13 protein-coding genes are annotated in these 14,200 nt (G+C 61.8%); 9 read left to right on the plus strand and 4 right to left on the minus strand.

All coding sequences use genetic code 11. From position 1 onward, the window contains the following. Genes QQL76_RS14415 through QQL76_RS14425 form a run of 3 tightly spaced genes read right to left on the minus strand, consistent with a single transcriptional unit; the run spans position 1 to position 2,340 of the window. Positions 1-1,344 (minus strand): sensor histidine kinase, encoded by a 1,344-nt coding sequence (locus QQL76_RS14415; RefSeq protein ID WP_499208209.1) that lies wholly within the window; start codon positions 1,342-1,344, stop codon positions 1-3. Position 1,345: 1 nt separating this feature from the next. Then, positions 1,346-2,014 (minus strand): response regulator transcription factor family protein, encoded by a 669-nt coding sequence (locus QQL76_RS14420; protein ID WP_499208210.1) that lies wholly within the window; start codon positions 2,012-2,014, stop codon positions 1,346-1,348. Further along, the gene (locus QQL76_RS14425; RefSeq protein WP_499208211.1) at positions 2,011-2,340 is read right to left on the minus strand and encodes a PepSY domain-containing protein; all 330 of its coding nucleotides are present in this window, start codon (positions 2,338-2,340) and stop codon (positions 2,011-2,013) included. Before QQL76_RS14425 ends, QQL76_RS14420 begins: the two co-directional genes overlap by 4 nt. A 190-nt stretch (positions 2,341-2,530) precedes the next feature. Between QQL76_RS14425 and QQL76_RS14430 the strand changes: the two genes are divergently transcribed. The 4 genes from QQL76_RS14430 to QQL76_RS14445 all read left to right on the plus strand — a co-directional run bounded on the left by QQL76_RS14430 (position 2,531) and on the right by QQL76_RS14445 (position 7,458). After that, positions 2,531-3,511 (plus strand): hypothetical protein, encoded by a 981-nt coding sequence (locus tag QQL76_RS14430; protein WP_499208212.1) that lies wholly within the window; start codon positions 2,531-2,533, stop codon positions 3,509-3,511. Positions 3,512-3,844: 333 nt separating this feature from the next. Further along, entirely contained in the window at positions 3,845-4,801 is a 957-nt protein-coding gene (locus QQL76_RS14435) for a TAXI family TRAP transporter solute-binding subunit (RefSeq protein ID WP_499208213.1), read from the plus strand. A gap of 135 nt (positions 4,802-4,936) precedes the next feature. Continuing rightward, positions 4,937-7,069 (plus strand): TRAP transporter permease, encoded by a 2,133-nt coding sequence (locus tag QQL76_RS14440; protein ID WP_499208214.1) that lies wholly within the window; start codon positions 4,937-4,939, stop codon positions 7,067-7,069. After that, positions 7,066-7,458, plus strand: a complete 393-nt coding sequence (locus QQL76_RS14445) for a DUF1850 domain-containing protein (RefSeq protein ID WP_499208215.1) — start codon at positions 7,066-7,068, stop codon at positions 7,456-7,458. Before QQL76_RS14440 ends, QQL76_RS14445 begins: the two co-directional genes overlap by 4 nt. On the opposite strand, the gene QQL76_RS14450 is transcribed toward QQL76_RS14445, so the two are convergent. Further along, positions 7,437-7,658 (minus strand): hypothetical protein, encoded by a 222-nt coding sequence (locus tag QQL76_RS14450; protein ID WP_126010437.1) that lies wholly within the window; start codon positions 7,656-7,658, stop codon positions 7,437-7,439. The genes QQL76_RS14445 and QQL76_RS14450 overlap by 22 nt on opposite strands. Positions 7,659-8,024: 366 nt before the next feature. Between QQL76_RS14450 and pdhA the strand changes: the two genes are divergently transcribed. The 5 genes from pdhA to lpdA all read left to right on the plus strand — a co-directional run bounded on the left by pdhA (position 8,025) and on the right by lpdA (position 14,197). Next, entirely contained in the window at positions 8,025-9,113 is a 1,089-nt protein-coding gene (gene pdhA, locus QQL76_RS14455; protein ID WP_499208216.1) for a pyruvate dehydrogenase (acetyl-transferring) E1 component subunit alpha, read from the plus strand. Between the two features lie 15 nt (positions 9,114-9,128). Next, positions 9,129-10,538, plus strand: coding sequence for a pyruvate dehydrogenase complex E1 component subunit beta (locus QQL76_RS14460; protein WP_499208217.1), 1,410 nt, complete (start codon positions 9,129-9,131; stop codon positions 10,536-10,538). A 13-nt stretch (positions 10,539-10,551) separates the two neighbouring features. Further along, positions 10,552-11,967: a pyruvate dehydrogenase complex E2/E3BP family protein gene (locus QQL76_RS14465; RefSeq protein ID WP_499208218.1), complete on the plus strand. Its 1,416-nt coding sequence runs from the start codon at positions 10,552-10,554 to the stop codon at positions 11,965-11,967. A 7-nt stretch (positions 11,968-11,974) separates the two neighbouring features. Then, positions 11,975-12,616: an SGNH/GDSL hydrolase family protein gene (locus tag QQL76_RS14470; protein ID WP_499208219.1), complete on the plus strand. Its 642-nt coding sequence runs from the start codon at positions 11,975-11,977 to the stop codon at positions 12,614-12,616. A gap of 135 nt (positions 12,617-12,751) precedes the next feature. Beyond that, complete coding sequence (gene lpdA / locus QQL76_RS14475) at positions 12,752-14,197, plus strand: dihydrolipoyl dehydrogenase (RefSeq protein ID WP_499208220.1); 1,446 nt, start codon at positions 12,752-12,754, stop codon at positions 14,195-14,197. Positions 14,198-14,200: the final 3 nt, after the last annotated feature.

The raw sequence follows: 14,200 nt of genomic DNA on the forward strand, positions 1-14,200 counted from the left end.
TCACGCCTCGCTGGCTGGAAGCTCCAGCGTGGCCAGAAGGCCGCTGCCGGCGGCGCGTTCAAGCGTGAGCGTGCCGCCATAGAGACGCGCCAGGTCGTCGACGATTGAAAGGCCAAGGCCGCTGCCGGGCTTGCTTTCGTCGAAGCGCACGCCACGCGACGTCGCAGCTTGAAGAGCATCTTCCGCAAGCCCCGGACCGTCATCCCGGATCGATATGGTGATGCGACCGCCATCCACCGGTCTGGCCGTCACCAGAACCGATTTCGATGCCCATTTGCAGGCATTGTCGATCAGGTTTCCGAGCATCTCGTCAAGATCCTGTCGCTCGCCGGCGAAGGTCGGTTGGCCGTCGATGTCGACCTGCAGGGATAGGTGACGATCGGCGTGAATGCCGCGGAATACCGGCAGCAGATCCGAGATTGCTTCGCTGACCGAGACCCGCGCACCGAGCACGCCGTGCGACGCCGCCGAACGGGCACGCCGTAGATGGTGGCCGATCAGCCGGTTCATCTGCTCCGTCGCATCGAGCAGGACAGCATCGTCGGCATTGCTTGCCGACTGGAGCCGGTTGCTCAAGACCGATAGCGGTGTCTTCAGGCCATGAGCGAGGTTGCCTACGTGGGTTCGCGCGCGGTCGATCACCGTTTTGTTGTGGGCAAGCAGCGCGTTGATCTCGGACGCGACGGGCGCGATCTCGACATAAGGCTGATCGGGCAGACGCTCCTTGTCGCCACGCCGCACGGCGGCAAGGTCCCGCCCGAGCTTGGCGAGCGGCTGCAATCCGAAATGCACCTGAAGCCCGATTGCGATCGCGATTCCGGCGGCAAGCAAAGCAAGCGACAGGACGAGCGGCTGAACGATGGTCGCCACTTCGTCCTCGATCAGGTCCGCAGGCATGGCGACCACGACCCTCAGCCGGCGCGTGCCACCCGGCGCCGTGAAATCGCGCTCCTGCTTGCGGATGATTGCCCCGTTGGGCCCTGGTTCCGTGCGGGTCGTGATCGTGCCATCCGGTTCGGCGACCGCGACGCCAAGCTCGACATCCCAGAGAGAACGGGAGCGCGACAGGACACCATTTTCGTCATTGACCTGCCAGTACCAGCCGGAAAGCGGTCGATCGAAGCGAGGATCGACCACGGAATTGGCGATGACCACGTTTCCCTGCTCGTCGAACTCGGTGCCGGACATGACGGCGATCATCGTAGCCTGCAACTGCGCATCCGCGTTGCGTTCGACGAATTGGCGCAGCAGTGCCGAAATGAAGAGCCCCGCGATCAGGATCGCAACAGTCGTCCAGACCAGCGCCAGGCCGACAAGACGCAGTTTCAGCGATCGTCGCGCCATATCAGGCGTCCGTAGGCGCGGAGAGGCGATATCCCTGGCCGCGGATCGTCTCGATCATATTGCGACCGATCTTGCGCCGCAGCCGGCCGATGATCACTTCGATCGAATTGAAGTCGCGATCCGTATCGCGCTCATAAAGATGTTCGCTCAGTTCGGTGCGCGTGATCGGGCGTTCCGCGTGGTGGATCAGGTAGGACAGCATCCGCGTCTCGAACGCCGTAAGCTTCAGCGGCAGACCATCGAGCGTGATGATGGCGAGTTGCGTGTCGAGCACCAGCGGACCGCAGGTCAGTTCGCTCGTTGCATGGCCTGCCGCGCGCCGCACAATGCTGCGGCAGCGCACGACGACTTCTTCCATGCGGAAGGGTTTGACGACGTAGTCGTCGGCACCGGCGCGAAAGCCGCGGACCTTTTCGGACCAGTCGTCGCGCGCCGTCAGGATCAGAACCGGCATCAAGCGCTTGCCGCGTCGCCAGCTCGTCAGGACCGAGATGCCATCCATCTTGGGCAGTCCGAGATCCAGCACGACCACATCATAGGTTTCGGTCATACCGAGGAATTCGGCCGCTTCGCCATCATGCGACGTATCGACCGCAAAGCCGGCTGCGGTCAGCGCCTCGGCGAGCTGGGCAGCGATGCGCTCATCGTCTTCCACCACAAGCGCTCTCATGGGCGTCGCCTCGCATCCACCAAACCGCGGCCGTCGGCCTCCAATATGGCACCGTCGCGTCCGTCGACACGGATCCGCAGAATGTCGCCGCGTGGCGTCAGCATGCGCAAGGCATAGACGATATCGGTGCGCTCATGCGGCCTTCCGGTATCGAGCACGGCTTCGATGACCGTTCCCTCGAACCGCTCCTGGGCGCGCTCCATAGCTTCAGCGATGGATATGGTCGCGCCTTGAGACTGGGCGAGGATCGTCGGCGCGATCGGGTTTGCCGCTACGGACGTGGTGCCCATGATCGCGATACCTGAGGCAACGACAAGTGCGAGCAAGACAGGTCGCTTGAGCCCTTTTGGAGAAGAAGGAATAACATCGGTCATCATGACCGCATGTATAGCGCTTCATCTTGAATGGAAGTTGAACCATGCGGTTGCGGTCTCGTTCAGGCCAGATGACCTAAAAGAAGGGCAAGTCGAAACGCAGTCTTTCAAACCGTTTGCGGCATCAGCAAAGGAACTGACCATGAAACGCATGCCGAACCCCATTCTTCCAATGCTCGTCGCAGCCGCGTCCCTCCCGTTCGCTGGCACTGTCGCGTTCGCGCAGACGGTGTCGATCGATCAGCTCGGCAACTCCGCTGGCATGAACATCCAAGGCGAGGTCAGCGACGTGTTCGGCAATCGTTTCGTGCTCGATGACGGCACGGGACGGGTCCTCGTCGAGATGGGGCCGGAGCGCGGTCAGGAATACGACATTCGTGCCGGCGAACGGCTTACTGTCTTTGGCGAACCGGATGGCGATGGTTTCGACGCGTTCCGAATCGTGCGCGAAGACGGTAGCGAGATCGAGGTACGCAGCGCCGATGGTCCGCCGCCATGGGGCAATGCTGAGCGTCGTCCTGCGTCAGACGGCGCGCCTGCAGGCCAGGAAGATGTTCAGCAGATTGTTTCCATGCTCGAGGCCGCGGGTCTGACAGACGTCCGTCTCGACGAGCGCAAAGGCCGCCACTATGAATTCGAGACCCGCGACGCGGACGGCCGGGAGGTCGACATCGATGTTTTCTTCGACGGGCAGATCAAGAAGATCGATGTCGAAAGCGACAGGGCGGCGCCAACCGTGGACCTGACGACGTTTTTGCCGGAGGCCATCCGCGCCGCAGTTGCCGAGCGCGGCATCGTCGACCTTCGGGAGTATGACGTGAAGCGCAACCATGCCGAAGTGGATGGTTATGATGCCGAAGGACGCGAGATCGAAATGGAGATCGCCGCCGACGGACGCATTCTCAAAGTCGAGATCGACGATGATCAGGTGCGCGCTCCACAACCAAGCGTCGATGAAAGCACTCTGCGGACGGCTGTCGAGGCCGGCGGCTATGCATGGGGCGGCGACGTTGAGCGCAAGCCGCGCCATTTCGAGGTGAGCGCCGTGAACCCGGAGGGTGAAACGGTCATGCTGCACGTGGATCTGAACGGCGAAATCTACAAGGAACAGCTTCGGCGCTGAACGTGGTATCCGGAAGATCGAAGATCGAAGCCGGCGGTTCGTGATGGACCGCCGGCTTCTTTCGTTTGGGACGCAACCCGGGAAACGTCCCCGCTGGGCGCTGTGCAACTTGCCTGATGGGGAGGTGCCGTGTAGCTTTCGCGCCGTCGGGTGGCGCTTGCCCGTTCAAGAGAGCGCGATCAATCACGGCCCAAGCGGTCGCTGGCAGTCGGTTCGGCGCGGGGAGCGCGCTTGAGAGCGGCGGCATATGGAGGAATCGGGCGGCGGCGCGTCGCCTGTGTTTGCAGCAGAAAAACGCGGGCGAGAGACCCGTCATGTGGAGGAGATAAAACGATGTCGAAACTGATGAAGAAGGCTGTCCTTGGCGGGATGGTCCTGGCAATCGGTGCATTTCCGGGCGCCGCAAGCGCGCAGCAGTTCATCAACGTGCTGACCGGCGGCACGTCGGGGGTCTATTATCCCCTGGGCGTTGCGATGTCCGAGATCTACGGCGACAACATCGAAGGCGTTCGGACCCAGGTCCAGGCCACCAAGGCATCGGTCGAGAACCTCAATCTCCTTGAACAGGGCAGAGGCGAGATCGGTTTCTCGCTCGGCGATTCCCTCGTCATGGGCTGGGAAGGCAACGAGGAGGCCGGCTTCCGTGCACCTCTGCAGAAGCTGCGCCGTGTTGCAGCGATCTACCCGAACTATCTCCAGCTCGTCGCGACGGCTGATTCCGGCATCACGACGCTCGCCGATCTGGAAGGCCGTACCCTGTCGGTCGGCGCACCGGCTTCAGGCACGGAGTTGAACACCCGCGCCATTCTTGGCGCCGCCGACATGACCTACGAGGATCTCGGTCAGGTCCAGTATCTGCCTTTCGCCGAATCCGTCGAACTGATGAAGAACCGTCAGCTGGATGCGACGCTGCAGTCGGCTGGTCTCGGTGTCGCATCGATCCAGGATCTGTCCACGACCAACCCAACGACGATCGTCGAAATTCCAGCAGAACTGGTGGAATCGATTGGTGCCCCTTATGCACCGGCCATCATCCCGGCGGGCACCTATGAGGGCCAGGATGAAGACGTGGAGACGGCCTCGGTCATTAATTACCTCGTGACGCATGAAGATGTGGATGAGGAAACCGTCTACCAGATGACCAAGCTGCTCTTCGAGAACCTCGATCGGATGGAGTCTGCGCATTCGGCCGCCGCCGCGATCGACATCCAGAACGCCGTGGATGAAAATCCTGTGCCGCTGCATCCGGGTGCAGAGCGCTACTACCGCGAGCAGGGCCTCATCGACTGACATGTCGACGAAATTGCTATGAAACCGATCCAGCGTCCCGGGCTTCCCCGGGGCGCTGATTACGTATCGACCCACAGAATGAAGCGGCTCGGCGGCGCTTTCGTCGCCTGGAAGACGTTCAGCGAGTAATAGACCATGACATCCACCGATCGCGACTTGCCCTTGCAGGCGGAACTCCAGGCACCGCACGAAGCTTCCGAAGCCGAGCACGGTCTGCCCAGTGGGTTCGGTCATGGATTGGAAGGGCGTATCGTCTTCCTGATCGCCATTGCCTTCTCGGTTTTTCAATTGTGGTTCGCGGCTTACCACTCATTGCCCAGCCAGACGGTTCGTGCGCTGCATGTCGGCTTCGTGCTGCTGCTCGGCTTCTCGCTCATCGCCAGCCTCAAGGGTGGCCCGCTGCCGCTGCGCATCGCGCTTTGGAGCGCCGGCATCTTGGGCTTTCTGACCGGCGTCTACCATTTCGTCTTCTACGAAGATCTCATTCTTCGCGAAGGCGGCTGGCTGATCACGCAGGACCTCGTCGTCGGCACGATCATGATCGTCCTCGTTTTCGAAGCGACGCGTCGCCTGATGGGGATCGCGCTCCCGATCATTGCTGGCATCTTCCTGCTCTATGGCCTCTCCGGCCAATACTTCCCCGGCGTGCTTGCCCATCGCGGTTACGGCTTCGACCAGATCATCGGACATCTCGGCTTCGGCACAGAGGGCATCTACGGCACGCCGGTTTACGTCTCGGCGACCTACATTTTCCTGTTCATCCTTTTCGGCTCGTTCCTCGAGCGGGCGGGGATGATCAAGCTGTTCACGGATGTCTCGCTTGGCATGGTCGGGCACACGCGCGGCGGACCGGCGAAGGTGGCCGTGGTATCCTCGGGCTTCATGGGCACGATTTCCGGCTCCGGCGTCGCCAACGTCGTCACGACTGGCCAGTTCACCATCCCGCTGATGAAACGCTTCGGCTACAAGCCGGCCTTTGCCGGCGGCGTCGAAGCCGTGTCCTCCATGGGTGGGCAGATCATGCCCCCGGTCATGGGCGCCGTCGCCTTCATCATGGCCGAGACACTCAACATCCCCTATCGTGAGGTGGTCATCGCCGCGATCATTCCGGCAGCCCTCTATTTCTTCTCGGCCTTCTGGATGGTGCATCTGGAAGCCGGCAAGCGCGGTCTGGTCGGCATGAGGCCTGACCAACTGCCGAGCGCCATCGGCGCGCTGCGGGCAGGATGGTACCTGATCATTCCCCTGGCGGCACTCGTCTATCTGCTGTTCACGGGCTACACGCCGCTCTTTGCCGGCACGATGGGTCTCGCCCTTACGGCTGTCCTCATCCTCGGCGGCGCCATCGCGCGCGGGCTGCCCGGCCAGGCGATCCGCTTTCTGTTCTGGATCCTGCTCGGCCTGCTCTGCGCCGCGTTCTTTCAATATGGCGTCAACGTCATCATCACCACGATCGCCGTGCTCATCGCCGTCAATGCCTTCGTCAAGGGCGGTCGGCAGACGCTCGCCGATTGCCGCGACGCTCTGGCCGACGGTGCCAAGAATGCCCTGCCGGTCGCGATCGCCTGCGCCATGGTCGGCGTCATCATCGGCATCCTCACCCTAACCGGTTCGGCCTCGACCTTCGCATCCTTCATCGTCCGCATTGGTGAGACGAACCTTTTCCTGTCGCTCGTTCTGACGATGATCACCTGTCTCATCCTCGGCATGGGCATCCCGACGATCCCGAACTACATCATCACGTCGTCCATCGCCGGCCCGGCGCTGTTGGAGCTCGGCGTTCCGCTGCTCGTCAGCCACATGTTCGTGTTCTATTTCGGCATCCTTGCCGACCTGACGCCGCCGGTCGCACTCGCTGCCTTCGCCGCAGCTCCGATTGCCAAGGAGTCAGGCATGAAGATCGGCATGCAGGCGGTGAAGATCGCGCTCGCAGGCTTCGTCATCCCCTTCATGGCGGTCTATACCCCAGCGCTCATGATGCAGGATGGCGGCCCGCTCGCCGAAGCGATCGGCTTCTGGCCGGCCGTTGCCTACATCGTCTTCAAGACCGTAATCTCCATTTCGCTCTGGGGGGCTGCGGCGATCGGCTTCATGTTCGCACCGCTTGCCTGGTGGGAACGGCTGCTGGCGACAGCCGCCGCCTTCTCGCTCGTTCTGGCTATGCCGATCACCGATGAAGTGGGCTTCGCGCTCGCTGCCCTGTTCCTGGCTCTGCAATGGTGGCGCGGCCGCAGGGGCCGCGAGCAGGCCACCGTCGCCGGCGAATGAGCCTCTGCCTGAGCGCGGCGGGCAAAACCGTCGCGCTCGCGCTCGAAGCATTCTCCCTCGTCTGGACGCACTCGGTGGAAAAGACCGAATGGCGCGAGGAGTGGCGCATCGCCGATGGCCTGTTGGTCATCGAGCGTGCGCATGTTCAGGGCACGGGTGCCGGAATGGAGATTCCAGCCGGTGCGCAGTTGATCGATGGGGCATGGGTCTACGAGCCCGACCTGCCACCCCGGCCGTCCGTGATCTTCTCGGATGCAGGGCAGGGCAGCGACTGGCAGATATGCGCCATGGACAGTTGCCGCGCGATGGGCACGCTTCTGCCTGTCTCCGGCACCACCCTGGAAATGAAGGCCTGCAATGGACTTGGTCAGCCGCTGTTTGAGGACTGACAGCCGACCCCGCGTTCGAGCGCCACGGCGCGTAGAACCTTCCTCAAGCGAAACCGCTCGAACGGCACCGGCGCACTGCGATAGCGTGCGGTGAGAAGGTCCTCGTCGAGCTCATCGATCGCGGCTCGAATATCGTCGTTGCTCACTGCCTGATCATCAACCAGAAAGCGCACCATCTTATCGAAGCTGTCCGACGTCATGTCGATCTCCAAAGGCATGAGGTTATGCCCCCGAACTCGCTAAAATGGCAGAACTCCAGCGCTTATAAAGCCGGCTTCCCCAATGCTCTCGGGAGACGGCTAACGAGTGCTTGTCGTCTGTACCATTTTCGGCCACCGGCAAGCCCGGGTAACGGCTTGGAATGCTCCGCGCATAGTGCGCCGCACCATCTCCTTGTGCGCCGCAATGACCGCAATGCAGCAATTAACACGAAACAAGTTAATTTCGGAAAACGTTCGTCTTTTCAGTCACTTCCGCTGCATTGAAGCTATGCATTTGCGCTGTTGCTGGTCCTTTCGCTTTGGCATAGGTTCGGTGTAACGAAATGCGTCTCAGGGAGGAAATGCATGGCCACGCGCAAGCCCGCGTCAACGGCTGCACGCCGTACGTCATCTGCCCGCACATCCGCATCCGTTCGCCAGCAGACGAAGAAGTCGTCACCTGTCGGACAGATCATCGCGCCTCCGGCGCCGGAGGAGTTCACCAAGGAGCGTGAACTGCAGGCCTACAACGACATGCTGCTGATCCGGCGTTTCGAAGAGAAGGCCGGGCAGCTCTACGGCATGGGCTTCATCGGCGGCTTCTGCCACCTCTACATCGGTCAGGAAGCTGTCGTCATCGGTATGCAGATGGCGCTGAAAGAGGGCGACCAGGTCATCACGGGCTACCGTGACCATGGTCACATGCTCGCCACCGGCATGAGCCCGCGCGGCGTCATGGCCGAACTGACCGGCCGCCGGGATGGTTACTCCCGCGGCAAGGGCGGCTCCATGCACATGTTCTCCAAGGAGAAGGGCTTTTACGGCGGTCACGGCATCGTCGGCGGCCAGGTTTCGCTCGGCACCGGGCTTGCCTTTGCGAACAGCTACCGTGGCAACGACAACATCTCACTGACCTATTTCGGTGACGGCGCGGCCAACCAGGGCCAGGTCTACGAAAGCTTCAACATGGCGGCGCTCTGGAAGCTGCCCGTCGTCTACATCGTCGAAAACAACCGTTACGCTATGGGCACATCGGTATCGCGCGCTTCGGCCCAGACCGATTTCTCGCAGCGCGGCGCATCGTTCAACATCCCAGGTATTCAGGTGGACGGCATGGACGTGCGCGCGGTCAAGGCCGCCGGCGACCTCGCCGCCGAGCACTGCCGTTCGGGCAAGGGCCCGATCATTCTGGAAATGCTGACCTACCGGTACCGCGGCCACTCCATGTCGGACCCTGCGAAATACCGCACCAAGGACGAAGTGCAGAAAATGCGCTCCGAGCAGGACCCGATCGAGCAGGTGCGCAAGCGGATCCTCGACAATGCATGGGCGAGCGAAGACGAACTGAAGGCGATGGATAAGAAGATCCGCGACATCGTGGCCGATAGCGCCGATTTCGCGCAGTCAAATCCAGAGCCGGATCCGTCCGAGCTTTACACCAACATCCTCATCTAAGGTTGGGAGCCGCCCATGTCTGTTGAAATTCTGATGCCGGCGCTGTCCCCGACGATGGAAGAGGGCACGCTGTCGAAATGGTTGAAAAAGGAAGGCGATACGGTCACCGCCGGTGACGTCATCGCCGAGATCGAGACCGATAAGGCGACGATGGAAGTCGAAGCCGTCGACGAAGGCACGATCGCCAAGATCGTCGTTCCGGAAGGCACCGAGAACGTCAAGGTGAACGCCGTCATCGCGATCCTCGCGGAAGAAGGCGAAGACGCGTCGGCCGCCGCGTCCGGTGGTGACCAGAAGGCAGAAGCCGAAGCGTCCGCGGAAGCCGAAGCTCCCAAGGAAGAGCCGAAAGGTGAAGCCGAGGGCTCCAAGGACAGCGGCAAGGTTCCGGCCCAGCCCAAGGTCGAAGCGCAGTCCGATCCGGATATTCCGGAAGGCACCGAAATGGTATCGACGACGGTGCGAGAAGCACTCCGCGACGCCATGGCTGAGGAGATGCGCCGCGACAAGGACGTCTTCATCATGGGTGAAGAAGTCGCCGAATATCAGGGCGCCTACAAGATCACGCAGGGCCTGCTGGACGAGTTCGGCGCCAAGCGCGTGGTCGATACGCCGATCACGGAGCATGGCTTTGCCGGCGTCGGCGTCGGTGCGGCCATGTCGGGTCTGAAGCCGATCGTCGAATTCATGACGTTCAACTTCGCCATGCAGGCGATCGACCACATCGTGAACTCGGCTGCCAAGACCCTTTACATGGCCGGTGGCCAGATGGGTGCGCCGATCGTCTTCCGTGGACCGAACGGCGCGGCAGCGCGCGTCGGTGCCCAGCACTCGCAGTGCTATGCCGCATGGTACGGACACATCCCGGGCCTCAAGGTCGTCATGCCTTACACGGCAGCCGACGCCAAGGGCCTGCTCAAGGCCGCTATTCGGGATCCCAACCCGATCATCTTCCTCGAAAACGAAATCCTTTACGGCCAGAGCTTCGACGTCCCGAAGATGGACGATTTCGTGTTGCCGATCGGCAAGGCCCGGATTCACAAGAAGGGCACGGACGTCACGATCGTCTCCTTCGGCATCGGCATGACCTACGCGGTCAAGGCTATGGACGAACTGGCCGGCATTGGCATCGATGTCGAGCTCATCGATCTTCGTACGATCCGCCCGATGGACCTGCCGACCGTCATCGAGTCCGTGAAGAAGACCGGCCGTCTGGTCACCGTGGAAGAGGGGTTCCCGCAATCTTCCGTGGGCACCGAGATTGCCACGCGCGTGATGCAGCAGGCATTCGATTATCTTGACGCGCCGATCATCACGATCGCCGGCAAGGACGTGCCGATGCCTTACGCCGCCAACCTGGAAAAACTCGCGCTGCCGAATGTCCAGGAAGTCGTCGATGCTGTGAAAGCCGTGACTTACAAAGCCTGAGGGAGGGCAAGAGATGCCGATCAACATCACGATGCCCGCGCTCTCTCCCACGATGGAAGAGGGCAATCTCGCAAAATGGCTGGTGAAGGAGGGAGACAAGGTCTCCTCCGGTGACGTCATCGCGGAGATCGAAACCGACAAGGCGACGATGGAAGTCGAAGCCGTCGACGAAGGCACGGTCGCAAAGCTCGTTGTGCCGGCCGGTACAGAAGGCGTGAAGGTCAACGCCGTCATCGCCATCCTCGCCGAAGAAGGTGAAGACGCCGCTGCCGCTGCCAAGGGCGGTGATGGTAGCAAAGATGCTGAAGCAGCTTCAAAAGCCCCTCATCCTGAGCCTGTCGAAGGGCGAGGGGATGAAGGGCAAGATCGGGCCACCCCCGCCCTTCGACAAGCTCAGGGTGAGGGTGGATCGACGACCGAGCAAGCAAAGCCGGTCGCCGACCAGGCGCCCGCTGCGGCTACGCCGGCACCGAAGAAAGACGGTGAGCGCATTTTCGCATCGCCGCTCGCCCGTCGCCTCGCCAAGGAAAGCGGCCTCGACCTCACCGCTGTCTCGGGCTCCGGTCCGAAAGGCCGCATCGTGAAAGCCGATATCGAGGCAGCCGCCAAGGGTGGCGCGCCGAAGGCAGCGGCAAGCGCGGCGCAGGCTCAGTCCACATCGGCCACCGCACCAGCGCCGATGGCGAAAGGCGCCAGCGACGAGCAGGTTCTCAAGAACTTCGCTGAAGGCTCCTACGAGCTCGTCCCGCATGACGGCATGCGCAAGACCATCGCCAAGCGGCTGGTCGAGTCCAAGCAGACCGTCCCGCACTTCTACGTATCGGTCGATTGCGAGCTTGATGCGCTTCTGGCGTTACGCAAGCAGTTGAACGACGCCGCACCGGTTCGGGACGACAAGCCCGCCTACAAGCTTTCGGTCAACGATCTGGTGATCAAGGCGCTCGCTCTGGCGCTCCGAGACGTGCCGGACGCGAACGTGTCCTGGACCGAAAGCGCGATGGTCAAGCACAAGCACGCCGATGTCGGCGTTGCCGTGTCGATCCCGGGTGGCCTGATCACGCCAATCATCCGCAAGGCCGAGGAGAAGTCGCTGTCTGCGATCTCGAACGAGATGAAGGATCTCGGTAAGCGCGCCCGTGACCGCAAGCTGAAGCCGGAAGAGTACCAGGGCGGAACGTCGGCGGTCTCCAACATGGGCATGATGGGCGTCAAGAACTTCTCCGCCGTCATCAACCCGCCGCATGCCACCATCCTTGCGGTTGGCGCTGGTGAGAAGCGGCCGGTCGTGAAGAAAGGCGAGCTGGCGATTGCGGAGGTCATGACGGTCACGCTCTCGACCGACCACCGCTGCGTCGATGGCGCGCTCGGAGCCGAACTGATCGGTGCCTTCAAGCGCTACATCGAAAACCCGATGGGAATGCTGGTCTAGGGACGGTTTGATGAAAACCATCCTCTGCTTCGGCGATTCCCTCACCTGGGGCACCGATGCCGCCACGGGCGGTCGGCATGACTATGCCGATCGCTGGCCGTCCTCGTTGAAGGCGCATCTCGGTGGTGAGATCGATGTCATCGCCGAGGGGCTTGGCGGCCGCACGACGGCTTACGACGATCCGACGGCTCTTGCCGAACGGGCAGGGACCAAGATCCTGCCGACGCTTCTCTCGAGCCACGAGCCGATCGATCTCGTCATCATCATGCTCGGCACCAACGATCTGAAAGCGAAGGTCGCCGGCCGCGCCATCGATGCGATGCTCGGCATGGAGCGCCTGGTGGAGCAGGTGAAGCATCACACTTGGCGCCCACTCTACGATGCGCCGGAAGTCCTGATCGTCGCGCCGCCGATCATTTGCGAGACCGCCGATCCGATCTTCTCGGCGATGTACAGCGGCGCGATTGAACAGTCCGAGATGCTTGGGTCTTTCTACGCCGATCTCGCAGACGAAATGGGCTGCGGCTTTTTCGATGCATCGTCGGTCGCCGTGACGACCCCGATCGACGGCGTGCATCTCGATGCAGACAACACACGCGCCATAGGCAAGGGCATAGCGCCGATCGTCCGGGTCATGCTCGGGATCTAGAGCGTTTCCAGGTGAAGTGGAGACCGGTTCACCGTTCGGAAACGCGACAAAAGAAAAGCTTGGAGTATTTGAGCGATTCGAAGAGAAGCGAAATTACTCCAAAGCGTTTCCAGGTGAAGTGAGAAGGATAGGGACATGGCCGAAAGCTACGACGTCATCATCATCGGTTCGGGCCCCGGCGGCTACGTCACCGCAATCCGCTCTGCTCAGCTGGGCTTCAAGACGGCGATCGTCGAGCGCGAGCATCTGGGCGGCATCTGCCTGAATTGGGGCTGCATCCCGACCAAGGCGCTTCTGCGCTCGGCCGAAATCCTCGATCACGCCAACCACGCCAAGGATTACGGCCTGACGCTGGAAGGCAAGATGACCGCCAAGGTGGAGGACGTGGTCAAGCGCTCCCGTGGCGTCTCGCTGCGTCTCAATGGCGGCGTCGGCTTCCTGATGAAGAAGAACAAGATCGACGTCATCTGGGGCGAAGCCGAACTGACAAAGCCCGGCGAGATCAAGGTCTCGGCGATGAAGAAGAAGCCAGTCGAGCCTCAGCCGCCGGTGCCCAAGGGCACGAAGGGTGAGGGGACCTACACCGCCAAGCACATCATCCTGGCGACCGGCGCACGGCCCCGCACGCTGCCCGGCATCGAGCCTGACGGCAAGCTGATCTGGACCTATTTCGAGGCCATGGTGCCGCAGGAGATGCCGAAATCGTTGCTGGTCATGGGCTCTGGCGCCATCGGCATCGAATTCGCATCATTCTACCGGTCGATGGGCGTCGACGTCACTGTCGTCGAATTGATGCCGAATATCATGCCGGTGGAGGATGTGGAGATTTCGGCCATAGCCCGCAAGGCGCTCGAAAAGCGCGGCATGAAGATTATCACCGAGGCGAAGGTCAGCAAGGTCGACAAGGCTGCCAATTCGGTCACGGCCCATATCGAGACCAAGGATGGCAAAACCCAGACGATCACCGCCGACCGTCTCATCTCGGCCGTTGGTGTTCAGGGCAACATCGAAAATCTCGGGCTCGAAAAGCTTGGCGTGAAGACCGACCGCGGCTGCGTGGTCACCGACGGCTACGGCAAGACCAATGTCGCCGGGCTATATGCGATCGGAGACGTTGCAGGGCCGCCGATGCTCGCCCATAAGGCCGAGCATGAAGGCGTGATCTGCATCGAGAAGATCGCGGGCGTCCCAGGCGTGCATGCCATGGACAAGAACAAGATTCCGGGTTGCACCTATTGCCACCCGCAGGTTGCGTCGGTCGGCCTGACGGAAGCCAAGGCCAAGGAAGCCGGTCGCGATGTCCGCGTCGGTCGCTTCCAGTTCGCGGCCAACGGCAAGGCGATTGCGCTCGGTGAAGACAATGGGCTGATCAAGACGATCTTCGACAAGAAGACCGGCGAACTTCTCGGTGCCCATATGGTCGGTGCGGAAGTGACGGAGCTCATCCAGGGTTTTGTGGTCGCCATGAACCTTGAGACCACCGAAGAGGATCTCATGCACACGATCTTCCCGCATCCGACGCTGTCGGAAATGATGAAGGAAAGCGTGCTCGACGCCTATGGCCGTGTTTTAAACGCCTGATCC

It is taken from the genome of Rhizobium albus (assembly GCA_030160035.1).
GTDB classification, from domain to species: Bacteria; Pseudomonadota; Alphaproteobacteria; order Rhizobiales; family Rhizobiaceae; genus Georhizobium; species Georhizobium albus.

What these genes read in the sequence shown, in the direction of transcription:
- QQL76_RS14445 (WP_499208215.1), top strand. Translation starts at nt 7,066, where the DNA reads ATGAGCCTCTGCCTGAGCGCGGCGGGCAAAACCGTCGCGCTCGCGCTC.
- QQL76_RS14430 (WP_499208212.1), top strand. Translation starts at nt 2,531, where the DNA reads ATGAAACGCATGCCGAACCCCATTCTTCCAATGCTCGTCGCAGCCGCG.
- QQL76_RS14415 (WP_499208209.1), bottom strand. Translation starts at nt 1,344, where the DNA reads ATGGCGCGACGATCGCTGAAACTGCGTCTTGTCGGCCTGGCGCTGGTC.
- lpdA (WP_499208220.1), top strand. Translation starts at nt 12,752, where the DNA reads ATGGCCGAAAGCTACGACGTCATCATCATCGGTTCGGGCCCCGGCGGC.
- QQL76_RS14450 (WP_126010437.1), bottom strand. Translation starts at nt 7,658, where the DNA reads ATGACGTCGGACAGCTTCGATAAGATGGTGCGCTTTCTGGTTGATGAT.
- QQL76_RS14465 (WP_499208218.1), top strand. Translation starts at nt 10,552, where the DNA reads ATGCCGATCAACATCACGATGCCCGCGCTCTCTCCCACGATGGAAGAG.
- QQL76_RS14440 (WP_499208214.1), top strand. Translation starts at nt 4,937, where the DNA reads ATGACATCCACCGATCGCGACTTGCCCTTGCAGGCGGAACTCCAGGCA.
- pdhA (WP_499208216.1), top strand. Translation starts at nt 8,025, where the DNA reads ATGGCCACGCGCAAGCCCGCGTCAACGGCTGCACGCCGTACGTCATCT.
- QQL76_RS14420 (WP_499208210.1), bottom strand. Translation starts at nt 2,014, where the DNA reads ATGAGAGCGCTTGTGGTGGAAGACGATGAGCGCATCGCTGCCCAGCTC.
- QQL76_RS14460 (WP_499208217.1), top strand. Translation starts at nt 9,129, where the DNA reads ATGTCTGTTGAAATTCTGATGCCGGCGCTGTCCCCGACGATGGAAGAG.
- QQL76_RS14435 (WP_499208213.1), top strand. Translation starts at nt 3,845, where the DNA reads ATGTCGAAACTGATGAAGAAGGCTGTCCTTGGCGGGATGGTCCTGGCA.